Below are 9,897 nucleotides of genomic sequence, written 5' to 3'. Positions count from 1 at the left end.
GCCGAGGCCGGCCATCGCGACTTCGTCATCCTGGAGAAGGCCGGCGAGGTCGGCGGCACCTGGCGGGAGAACACGTACCCGGGCTGCGCCTGCGATGTGGCGAGCGTGATGTACTCCTACTCCTTCGCGCCGAACCGGAACTGGAGCCGGATGTACGCGGAGCAGCCGGAGATCCTCGACTACATCAAGCACGTCGTCAAGGAACGCGACCTGGAGCCGCACATCCGGTTCCACACCGAGGTCACGTCGTACGAGTTCGACGAGGCGGCCGACCGCTGGCACGTCAGGACCCGCTCGGGGCAGGAGTACCGCCCGCGGATCGTCGTCCTGGCCCACGGCGCGCTGCACCAGCCGAACGTCCCGGACCTGCCGGGCATGGACCGCTTCAAGGGGGAGCTGTTCCACTCGGCGCAGTGGGACCACTCGGTCGACCTGAGGGGCAAGCGGGTCGCCGTCATCGGTACCGGTTCCAGCGCGGTGCAGTTCATCCCGCGGATCGCGGGCGTCGCCGCGCACGTCGACGTCTTCCAGCGCAACGCGCACTGGGTGCTGCCGAAGGCCGACCGGCCGCTCAAGCACCTGGAGCGCCGCCTCTTCGCGTCGCTGCCCTTCGTCCAGCGCCTGTACCGGCTGGCCGCGTACTGGACCCACGAGCTCCCGGTGCTCGCCTTCCTCAACCCGAAGTACCTCGGCGTCCTCGAACTGGCGGCGAAGCGCACGCTGGAGAAGCAGGTGCCCGACCCCGAGCTGCGGGCCAAGCTCACCCCCACCTACCGCATCGGCTGCAAGCGCATCCTGCTCACGAACGACTACTTCCCGGCCCTGCAACGCCCGGACGTCTCCCTGACCACCTCGGGCATCGAGGAGTTCACGGAGTCCGGGATCAGGACGAAGGACGGCGAGCTGCACGAGGCGGACGTGGTGATCCTGGCCACCGGCTTCTCCACCGACAACCGGTGCGCGAGCGAACACATCGTCGGCCGCGGCGGACTGACCATCCAGGAGGCCTGGCGCGACGGCATGACGGCCCACCTGGGCACCACCGTCGCGGGGTTCCCGAACCTCTTCATGCTGATGGGACCGAACTCCGGCGGCGGCGCCCAGTCGATCCTGTTCGTCATCGAGGCGCAGGTGCACTACATCGTCGAGTGCCTGAAGCTGATGCGCTCCCGTCGCGCCACCCGTCTGGAGGTCCGTGCCGAGGTGCAGCAGCGCTTCAACGACTGGTTGCACGCCAAGCTGTCGGGCTCCGTGTGGAACTCGGGGGGCTGCCACAGCTGGTTCCTCGACCACCGGGGCGTCAACCGCCAGTCCTGGCCGGGCACCGGTACCTCCTACTGGCGCGCCACCCGCCGCCCCGACCCCCAGGCGTTCCTGCTGACGCAGGGGGGAGCCGACCGCTCGCGGTGAGCCGCCGTCGCGGCGCTCGCGGCCGTGCCGGTGTCCCTCCCGCCGAGGGCACCGGCCTTCCGCATGCCGTACAGCCCTGCGCGAGGAACGCGCAGGGCTCTGTCAGGGGAGGGGGCTTCAGGCGATCTCAGGGCGCCTTCAGAAGATCGCCGACGGTTCGGCGGACCTTCGAGACGACGCCTTCGTCCCCCAGGCGCAGCGCCGTATTGGCCGCACACAGGACGGAATCGATCTGGAAGACCGCGAGATCGATGTCCAGTTCAGCGATTTCATGGGCGCCGACGGCGTTGCGCAGTTCCTTCTCGATGGTGTCGAGCCATTCCCGCTGATTGCGGAACAGGGCATCCCGGATCGCTCCCGGCCTGCTGTCGAAACGTGCGATGTTGGCGACTTGGAAGCAGCCGCCTTCGAACAGCGGGGTTTGGGCGTAGTCGATCCAGTGCTCGACCAGAGAACGCAGCCGCTCGGCCCCGGGAGCCGCTGTCCTCGCCGGCCGGACGACCGCGTCGATGAACATCGAACGCGCGTAATCGATGGTTCCGAGCTGGAGCACTTCCTTGGTTCTGAAGAGCGTCTGGATGCCGGCCTTGCTCATGCCCGTATCGGTCGCGAGGCGGCCGAAACTCACGTCGTCCAGCCCGTCGAGGGAGGCGATGTCGACGGCGCGCCGCAGTACGATCTCACGCGCCCGCGCGCCTTTGAGCAGGCGCTTGTCGGTGATCGACCCCCTGCCCGCACGCGTGACGAAGGTTCGCTCCTCAGTGCCCATACGGTCGATCGTACCTCTTGTCTGCGACTTTGTGAGGAGGGGCGACGGACGATCATGCACCGGTGCCGAAATCCGGAACCGGGGAACCCGCTCATTCATGCGGGTCACCTACTCGAACATGCGGGCTGTGCGTCAGTGGCCGAAAGATTAGGCTCGCTCGCGTCTCTGGCACGTGAAGGAATTGCTTGGGGGAGGAGCGAACCTTGTCGGCCATGAGTATCGGGATACTCGGACCGTTGCGAATCGAGGTGGACGACGCGGAGGTGGAGCTGTGCGGGGCCAAGCTCCGTGACATTCTCGCCGTGCTCGCGCTGCGGGCCGGCGAGGGTATTCGGCGGGACGAACTCATCGAAGAGCTGAACCTGGCGAACACGACGCGGGACGCGACCAACGCGGTGCACGCCCACATCCGCAGGCTCCGCCGCTGGCTGGAGACGCACGGCATTCCGGCGGACGCGGTCGAGACGGTCGATTCCGGATACCGGCTGAACGTGGACCGGGCGTCCGTCGACGCCCACCGCTTCCGGGACCTCGTGCAGCGAGGGCTGAGCCTGGCGCCGGCCACCCCGTCCGTCGTGGCGGCGATCCTGGAGGAAGCGCTCGCGCTGTGGCGCGCGGACGCGCTGATGGACTCCCGGCAGGGTCCGCTGACCACCTCCGCGGCCGATGAGCTGCACCAGTGGCGGTCGACGGCACGGGACGCCCTGCTCGACGCGTGGCTCGCGCTCGGCCAGGACAACAAGGTGATCCTCAGCGCGCCGCGGTTCATCGCCGACGACCCGCTGAACGAGTCCATCCGGGTGCGCCAGCTCACGGCGCTGCGGCGGATGGGCCGGTACACGGAGGCGGTCCGGGCCTATCACAACGCCGAGCGCGTCCTGTTCCAGGAGCTGAGCGTCGAACCCGGCCCGGAGCTGCGCACCGCGCACAGTGCCGCGCGCCGGCGGATCTCCTCGGACCTCATGCGGGAACGGGCGGAACTGGCCCGCCTGACCTGACCGTCCGCCGAGCCCGGAACCGACGGCGGCACGCGGCGCGGTGCGGGAGTCCACGGTCTCCCGCACCGCGCCGCTTGCGTGTGTCCCGCCCCGCCGCACCGGCGTTCAGGACGTGCGGCGCCGCAGGGTGGCGGCCAGCGCCCTGACCATCTCGCCGGCCATCACCGCCTGCCCCGACGTGGAGAAATGGATGCGATCCTCGCTCAGGAGGTTCTCCCGGGCGTTGACGGGGTGGTCGTACATGTCGACCACGACGGCCCCGTACTCGTCCGCGAGGGAGCGCGTGATGTCGTTGAGGGTGCGCACCCGCTCGGTCCAGTCGGCAAAGACGGGCACGACGTAGGCGCGGCCCAGCGTGAACGTCGTGAGCAGGGCGCCCGTCTCGGCCGCCAGTTCGTACATCCTGCGCAGGTTCTGCTCGATCTCCCCGAAGTCCGGTGACCGGCGCAGCAGGTCGTTGGGACCGCAGGGGATGTGCAGCAGATCCGGCCCGAAGTCCCGCATGCCGTCGATCTGGTGCTGGAGCGTGTCGACCGTCGTCGCGCCGATCACCGCCGTGTTCAGGTAGGCCAGCTCCGGCTGCACCTGACGCAGGATGTGCGCGAACCGGTCGGACCAGCCCTGGTCCCCGTAGCCGACGCTCTTGTCCCCCGTGCCCGCGGAGAGGCTGTCCCCGATCACGGCGTAGCGCTTCCAGGGGGCGCCGGAGAGCATCGCCGCCGCGTCGACCGTGCTCAGGCAGAACGGGTCCGTCTCTTCGGTGAGCGGTGTCGCAGTCGAAGTCATTAACAAAGAATGCGGTCGAGCGTATGTACTGTCAAGGGGTGTGCGACGCCCCGGAGGCACGTTTCAGCAAGGGGATGACCGACGGTATGGCCGGCAACGCGACGAGGCCCCGACCATACGGTCGGGGCCTCGCTCCTGCGGTGTCCGAGGGGGGACTTGAACCCCCACGCCCGATAAAGGGCACTAGCACCTCAAGCTAGCGCGTCTGCCATTCCGCCACCCGGACAAGGTGTCTGTCGTGCGGGGTTTCCCTCGCGGCGACGAAGGAAACATTACCAGGCTTTCGGGGGTGGCTGATCACCCCCCGGCTCCCGGGGCCGGGCGCGCGTGAACGGCGTGTCACAGGCCGGGTCCGGTCTTGGGCCCGGCCGGGGGCCGGAGAGAGGATGAGGAGGACCACCAGCAGTGACAGCGGGAGGAAGCACGTGAGCGAGACGGACACGGCCAGGAGCGTCACCGGCGAGGACGAGGTCGTGGACCTCTGCCGCGAGCTGATCCGGTTCGACACCAGCAACTACGGCGACCACTCCGGCCCGGGCGAGCGCAAGGCCGCCGAGTGGGTCGCCGAGAAGCTCGCCGAGGTCGGGCTGGAACCCAAGATCTACGAGTCGCACCCCGGCCGCGCCTCCACGGTGGCCCGCATCGAGGGCGAGGACCCGTCCCGGCCTGCGCTGCTCATCCACGGCCACCTGGACGTCGTGCCGGCCAACGCGGCCGACTGGACCCACCACCCGTTCTCCGGCGAGATCGCGGACGGCTGCGTGTGGGGGCGCGGGGCGGTCGACATGAAGGACATGGACGCGATGACGCTGGCGGTCGTCCGCGACCGGCTGCGCAGCGGGCGCCGGCCCCCGCGGGACATCGTGGTCGCCTTCCTCGCCGACGAGGAGGCGGGCGGCACCTACGGCGCCCGCCACCTGGTCGACCACCACCCCGAGCTGTTCGAGGGCGTCACCGAGGCGATCAGCGAGGTCGGCGGCTTCTCCTTCACCGTGAACGACCAGCGGCGGCTCTATCTGATCCAGACGGCCGAGAAGGGCATGCACTGGATGAAGCTGACCGTGGCCGGCACCGCCGGGCACGGCTCGATGATCCACCGCGACAACGCGATCACCGAGCTGTCCGAGGCCGTCGCGCGGGTCGGCCGGCACCGGTTCCCGGTACGGGTCACCAAGACCACCCGGGCCTTCCTCGACGAGCTGGGCGACGCGCTCGGCACCGAGCTGGACCCGGAGGACATGGAGGCCACGATCGCCAAGCTCGGCGGCATCGCCAAGCTGATCGGCGCCACCCTGAGCAACACCGCCAACCCCACCCAGCTGAACGCCGGCTACAAGGTCAACGTCATCCCGGGCGAGGCCACCGCCCACATCGACGGCCGGTTCCTGCCCGGCCACGAGGAGGAGTTCCTCGCCGACCTCGACCGGCTGCTCGGCCCGCACGTGCGCCGCGAGGACGTGCACGCGGACAAGGCGCTGGAGACCAGCTTCGACGGCGCCCTGGTGGAGGCCATGCAGTCCGCGCTGCTCGCCGAGGACCCGACCGCCAAGGCGATCCCGTACATGCTCTCCGGCGGCACCGACGCCAAGTCCTTCGACGACCTCGGCATCCGCGGCTTCGGCTTCGCCCCGCTGAAGCTGCCGCCGGAGCTGGACTTCGCCGGCATGTTCCACGGCGTGGACGAGCGGGTGCCGGTGGACGGGCTGCAGTTCGGCGTGCGGGTGCTCGACCGGTTCATCGACGCGTCGTGAGCCGTCCCCCGTCGGGGGGCGCGCGCCGCGATGAATCGGGCAGCCGTACGAAGATCGACTGAGAAGGGTGAATGCGACGATAGGTTCGTAGCTTCATTAGTTCCTCCTCGTTGCAGTTGATGTGATCTCGCGCTTTGGGGATCGCATTGCCAACAAGGAGGAAGAATGATCAAGAAGGTCGTCGCTGCTGCGGCTGCCACCGGTGGGCTGGTTCTCGCGGGAGCGGGCCTCGCCGTCGCCGACTCCGGCGCCCAGGGTGCCGCTGTGCACTCCCCGGGCGTGGTGTCCGGCAACGTCATCCAGGCGCCCGTGCACATCCCGGTGAACGTGTGCGGCAACACGATCAACGTGGTCGGGCTCCTGAACCCCGCCTTCGGCAACGCCTGCGTCAACAAGTGACGCCGGCTCCCTGAGGGGCGTCACTTTTCGAGCCGTCGGCCTCGGAGCGCGCGCCATGCGCTCCGAGGCCGACCGGTCTTTCAAGCACGGAGAGATGGAAGGCAGGGGGGTATTCAGCATGCGACAGGGCACGCGCAAGGGCCTGATGACCATGGCCGCCGCGACCGGTGTGATCGCCGCCGCGAGCGGCTACGCACACGCCGACTCGGGCGCGGCGGGCAGCGCCGCCGGTTCACCCGGCGTACTGTCCGGCAACACGGTGCAGGCACCGGTGCACGCGCCGGTGAACATCTGCGGCAACACCGTGAACGTCGTCGGGCTGCTCAACCCGTCGGTGGGCAACACATGCGCCAACCACGGTGGCACTTCGGGGGGTCAGCACGGTGGCTCCGGCGGCTCGCACGCGGGCGGCCACACCGGCGGCTCGCCGGGCGTCGGCTCCGGCAACACCGTGCAGGTGCCGATCGACGTCCCGGTGAACGTGTGCGGCAACAGCGTCGACGTCATCGGGGCGGGCAACGCCACGACGGGCAACGACTGCGCGAACGAGGGCGGGTACGGCAACCCGCCCGGCAAGCCGGGGCAGCCCGGTCAGCCAGGACACCCGGGCCGGCCCGGTCAGCCGGGTCAGCCGGGCAAGCCGGGGGACCCCGGGACTCCTGGTCAGCCCGGTCAGCCGGGCAAGCCCGGCAACCCCGGTGACCCGGGCACCCCGGGGCACCCGGGCAAGCCCGGCGGCCCGGGCGACTCCGGGAAGCCCGGCCGCCCCGGCCCGGGCACCGAGCCCGGCAAGGGCGGCTCCTCGGCCCACGGTGCGTCCCAGGTCACGGCGGAGGGCGGCCGCTCCGCCCAGCCCCTGGGCGGCGCCCAGCTCGCCCACACGGGCAGCGAGGTGCCGCTCGGCCTCGCGGTGCCCGTCGGCGCGGGCGCGCTGCTCGCGGGCGCGGTGCTCTACCGCAAGGCACGGTCCGCGGCGTGACCGAAAACGGAGCGGGCCCTGCCATGCCGGCGGGGCCCGCTCCGTTCGTGTCCGGTCACATGTCCGGACTCACCACGTGGCGCGCACCTGGCGGATGATCCGTCTGCGCAGCCGCACCTTGCGGCTGCCGTCCCGCAACAGACTCAGTCGGTCCAACTCCCAGTGTCCGTACTCGGCATGGTCCGTCAGCAGACGTGTCGCCTCCTTGCGGGAGACCCCGCGAGGTACGTACACGTCGACAAATTCGTATTCCGGCATCGCATCTATTGTGCGGGCTGGTGCCCGGTACGGATAGCGTCTGCACTATGTCTGATGCTGCGCAGCCCACCGCTGCCGAGGTACGCGCCGCCGCCGAGGCGGTCAAGACCGCGCTCGACCGTCATCTGGCCGCGGTCGAACGCAGGTCGGGGGAGGACGACCCGGCCGTCTCCGAGGCGTTCAACCAGCTGGCCGCTGCCGCCGAGGCGTACGACGAACTGCTCTACGACCGCTACGACGAGGTGACGCCCTTCGAGATCCCCGGTGCGGAGGACACACTGCCCCCGTACGCCGGCCCGGAGGAGCCGAACGCGATCAGCGTGCTGATCCGCCGCGACTACACCGTGGCGGAACCCCAGCGGCTGCTGGCGCAGGCCCAGCGGGTCCAGGCCGCGGAGTACGACGACGGCGGGGACGACGACGATGCCGCCGGGACCGTCCCCGGGGCGCTTGGCATCCTCTTCGGCGAGTTCGAACCGGACGAGATCGCCTCCCGGCACAAGGAGTTCGGGCTGGAGGAGGGCGACTCCACGCTCTGGGTCACCGCGGCGGAGGAGCCGCCCGAGGCCGGGGAATGGCTGGCGGCGCCGTTCGAGCACATCGACCCGCAGCAGGTGGTGTGCCGGTTCGACGTCAGCGCGGTGTTCGACGACGAGATCTCCGACGACGGGGACGACGACATCGTCTTCGTCGACGAGGACGAGGACGTGGACACGGACGAGGACACGGACGGCGAGGACACGGACGACGACGAGGAGCTGGAGCCGCTCGACGCCGAGAAGTGAGCGGGGCGGCGGTGCCGTAGGGCCTGAGGCCGGTACGGCACCGCCGGAATCCGCCGCCGGGGCTGGACCGGAAGACGTCAGGCTTCCGGTGTGCGCAGCAGCGTCTGCAGCCGGGTCGTGCGGGGCTTCGCCGGTACCTCCGCGACCGCCTTCGGCAGGGCCTGCTCCACGCCGTGGACCACGGACAGGTGCCGTTCCGCCCGGCCGAACGCCGTGTACACCCAGGGGCGGCTGAGGGCCGGCACGGCGTCGCCGGGCAGGACCACGACGGCCGCCGGCCAGCGGGCGCCCGCCGCCTGGTGCGCGGTCAGCGCCCAGCCGTGCCGGACACTGCCCTCCACCCGCTCCCGGGGCACGACGACGGGGGCGCCGGCGCACGACAGGTGCAGCCCGTCGGCGTCGGCCTTCACCACCACGCCCGGCACCGTGCGCCCCGGCGCGGGGGAGTAGGCGATCCGGTCGCCGGGGTCGAAGCCGCCGAACCGGCCGGGGCCGGGGTTGAGGCGCTCCTTCAGCGCGGAGTTCAGGGCGCGGGTGCCCGCGGCGCCGCCGTGGCCCGGCGTGATCACCACGGTCTGGTCGGCCGGGACGCCGATCGCCCGCGGCACCGAGTCCGCGACCAGCTGCACCGTGCGGTGCACGGCCTCGCCCGCGTCCCGCACCGGCACGATGACGATCTCCTTGCCCGGGGCGGCGACCTGGTTCAGCTCGCCGATGCCGATTCCGGAGACCAGCTCGCCGAGGGGGCCGGGGTCCGGGACGCGGGAGGCGGTCTGCGGGCAGATCCGGGCCGCGAGCAGATCGGCGAAGACGCGGCCCGGCCCGGCCGACCACAGCACGCCGGGGTCGCCGCTGAGCACCAGCCGGGCCCCGTCGGGCAGCGACTCCACCAGCATCGCGGCGCCCTCCACGTCCAGCTGGGGCGCGTCCAGCACGATCAGCAGATCGAGTGCCAGGGCGCCGTCCGCGTCCCGGCCGGGGCCCTCGGCGCCGGACAGCAGCCCGGCGACCGTGCCCACGCCCTGCTCCGCCGGCTCCCCGTCCAGCTGGGCGGCCAGGCGCCGGCGCCCGTCCGGCGTGTGGCAGGCGGCGAAGGCCCGCAGGCCCGCGGCGCGGGCGGCACCGAGCAGCGCGGCCGGTTCGGCGCGGGCCGCCTCCCCGCCGGTGTGCAGCACCAGTCCGTGCCCGGCGACCGCGCGGGCCAGCTCGGCCGCACCGCCGGACAGCCCGGCGGCGGCCGTCTCCCAGGGCTGCCCGGACTCCTCGGCCACCGAGTTGACCAGCCGGGCCAGGCCGTCGGCGAGGCTCTCCTCGGCCAGCGCGTACCGCTCCAGGCCGACGAGCACCCGGACCGGCCGCTCCTGCTCCTCGCCGTCGCCCTGACCGGTCCCGGTGTCCTGCGCGGCGGGCGCGCCGGGCTCCTCCAGGGCGTCCTGGAACACCAGCGCCTCGCCCTCGGCGAGCGTGCCCTGCACCGCCGCGTCCGGGTCCGGCACGCCCTGCCGGCCCAGCGCCGCGGTGAGCGCGGGCAGCTCCAGGGCGGTGTGCCCGGCCACGGCCGCCTGCTCCAGCAGCCAGACGGTCACCGCGCGGCCCCGCCGCTCGTCGTCCGGGCCGCAGGCGGCGCCGAGCAGCGCCCGGGCGAAGCCGTCGGCCTGCTCCGGCCGTACGCCGCCGACCCGGAGCAGCTGCCAGGGGTCCTCCCGGAGCGCGGTGTCGGCGCCCTCGCCGAGGAGGGCGGCGACACCGCGCTCCGGGAGGA

General features: G+C 71.7%; 10 protein-coding genes and 1 tRNA gene. 6 read left to right on the top strand and 5 right to left on the bottom strand.

The window, feature by feature from the left end; translation table 11 throughout:
- A partial coding sequence (locus CCN44_RS17545; RefSeq protein ID WP_086698181.1) for a flavin-containing monooxygenase occupies window positions 1-1,410 on the top strand: 1,410 nt, incomplete at its 5' end.
- A gap of 127 nt (window positions 1,411-1,537) precedes the next feature.
- Here the strand turns inward: CCN44_RS17545 and CCN44_RS17540 are convergent.
- Window positions 1,538-2,179 (bottom strand): TetR/AcrR family transcriptional regulator, encoded by a 642-nt coding sequence (locus CCN44_RS17540; RefSeq protein WP_059248414.1) that lies wholly within the window; start codon window positions 2,177-2,179, stop codon window positions 1,538-1,540.
- Between the two features lie 212 nt (window positions 2,180-2,391).
- Here CCN44_RS17540 and CCN44_RS17535 point away from each other — a divergent pair, with 212 nt between their 5' ends.
- Window positions 2,392-3,177: an AfsR/SARP family transcriptional regulator gene (locus CCN44_RS17535; protein ID WP_079080907.1), complete on the top strand. Its 786-nt coding sequence runs from the start codon at window positions 2,392-2,394 to the stop codon at window positions 3,175-3,177.
- A gap of 105 nt (window positions 3,178-3,282) precedes the next feature.
- On the opposite strand, the gene CCN44_RS17530 is transcribed toward CCN44_RS17535, so the two are convergent.
- Both CCN44_RS17530 and CCN44_RS17525 read right to left on the bottom strand, forming a co-directional pair.
- The gene (locus tag CCN44_RS17530) at window positions 3,283-3,963 is read right to left on the bottom strand and encodes an SGNH/GDSL hydrolase family protein (protein WP_086698180.1); all 681 of its coding nucleotides are present in this window, start codon (window positions 3,961-3,963) and stop codon (window positions 3,283-3,285) included.
- Window positions 3,964-4,104: 141 nt separating this feature from the next.
- Window positions 4,105-4,189, bottom strand: a tRNA-Leu gene (locus CCN44_RS17525).
- A 199-nt stretch (window positions 4,190-4,388) separates the two neighbouring features.
- On the opposite strand from CCN44_RS17525, the gene CCN44_RS17520 reads away from it, so the two are divergent.
- The 3 genes from CCN44_RS17520 to CCN44_RS17510 all read left to right on the top strand — a co-directional run bounded on the left by CCN44_RS17520 (window position 4,389) and on the right by CCN44_RS17510 (window position 7,092).
- Window positions 4,389-5,714 (top strand): M20/M25/M40 family metallo-hydrolase, encoded by a 1,326-nt coding sequence (locus tag CCN44_RS17520; protein WP_059248411.1) that lies wholly within the window; start codon window positions 4,389-4,391, stop codon window positions 5,712-5,714.
- Window positions 5,715-5,879: 165 nt separating this feature from the next.
- A complete protein-coding gene (gene chpH, locus CCN44_RS17515) occupies window positions 5,880-6,113 on the top strand; it encodes a chaplin ChpH (RefSeq protein ID WP_059248410.1) in 234 nt (77 codons plus the stop codon).
- 118 nt (window positions 6,114-6,231) lie between these two features.
- The gene (locus tag CCN44_RS17510; protein ID WP_059248409.1) at window positions 6,232-7,092 is read left to right on the top strand and encodes a chaplin family protein; all 861 of its coding nucleotides are present in this window, start codon (window positions 6,232-6,234) and stop codon (window positions 7,090-7,092) included.
- Window positions 7,093-7,161: 69 nt separating this feature from the next.
- Here CCN44_RS17510 and CCN44_RS17505 read toward each other — a convergent pair whose 3' ends face one another.
- A complete protein-coding gene (locus CCN44_RS17505) occupies window positions 7,162-7,350 on the bottom strand; it encodes a DUF5703 family protein (protein WP_043407302.1) in 189 nt (62 codons plus the stop codon).
- Between the two features lie 47 nt (window positions 7,351-7,397).
- Between CCN44_RS17505 and CCN44_RS17500 the strand changes: the two genes are divergently transcribed.
- A complete protein-coding gene (locus CCN44_RS17500) occupies window positions 7,398-8,135 on the top strand; it encodes a hypothetical protein (protein ID WP_059248408.1) in 738 nt (245 codons plus the stop codon).
- 77 nt (window positions 8,136-8,212) lie between these two features.
- Here the strand turns inward: CCN44_RS17500 and CCN44_RS17495 are convergent.
- Window positions 8,213-9,897, bottom strand: a 1,685-nt coding sequence (locus CCN44_RS17495) for a helix-hairpin-helix domain-containing protein (protein ID WP_107502079.1), incomplete at its 5' end; no start/stop codon positions are given.

Origin of the sequence: Streptomyces tricolor (assembly GCF_002155905.1) — a bacterium.
Taxonomy (GTDB): domain Bacteria; phylum Actinomycetota; class Actinomycetes; order Streptomycetales; family Streptomycetaceae; genus Streptomyces; species Streptomyces tricolor.
The sequence above is the reverse complement of the archived record's forward strand: the minus strand, read 5'-3'. Positions and strand labels throughout refer to the sequence as shown.

Excerpts from the sequence above, each read along its gene's own strand:
- CCN44_RS17540 (WP_059248414.1), bottom strand. The coding sequence starts at position 2,179 with ATGGGCACTGAGGAGCGAACCTTCGTCACGCGTGCGGGCAGGGGGTCG.
- CCN44_RS17535 (WP_079080907.1), top strand. The coding sequence starts at position 2,392 with ATGAGTATCGGGATACTCGGACCGTTGCGAATCGAGGTGGACGACGCG.
- CCN44_RS17530 (WP_086698180.1), bottom strand. The coding sequence starts at position 3,963 with ATGACTTCGACTGCGACACCGCTCACCGAAGAGACGGACCCGTTCTGC.
- chpH (WP_059248410.1), top strand. The coding sequence starts at position 5,880 with ATGATCAAGAAGGTCGTCGCTGCTGCGGCTGCCACCGGTGGGCTGGTT.
- CCN44_RS17510 (WP_059248409.1), top strand. The coding sequence starts at position 6,232 with ATGCGACAGGGCACGCGCAAGGGCCTGATGACCATGGCCGCCGCGACC.
- CCN44_RS17505 (WP_043407302.1), bottom strand. The coding sequence starts at position 7,350 with ATGCCGGAATACGAATTTGTCGACGTGTACGTACCTCGCGGGGTCTCC.
- CCN44_RS17500 (WP_059248408.1), top strand. The coding sequence starts at position 7,398 with ATGTCTGATGCTGCGCAGCCCACCGCTGCCGAGGTACGCGCCGCCGCC.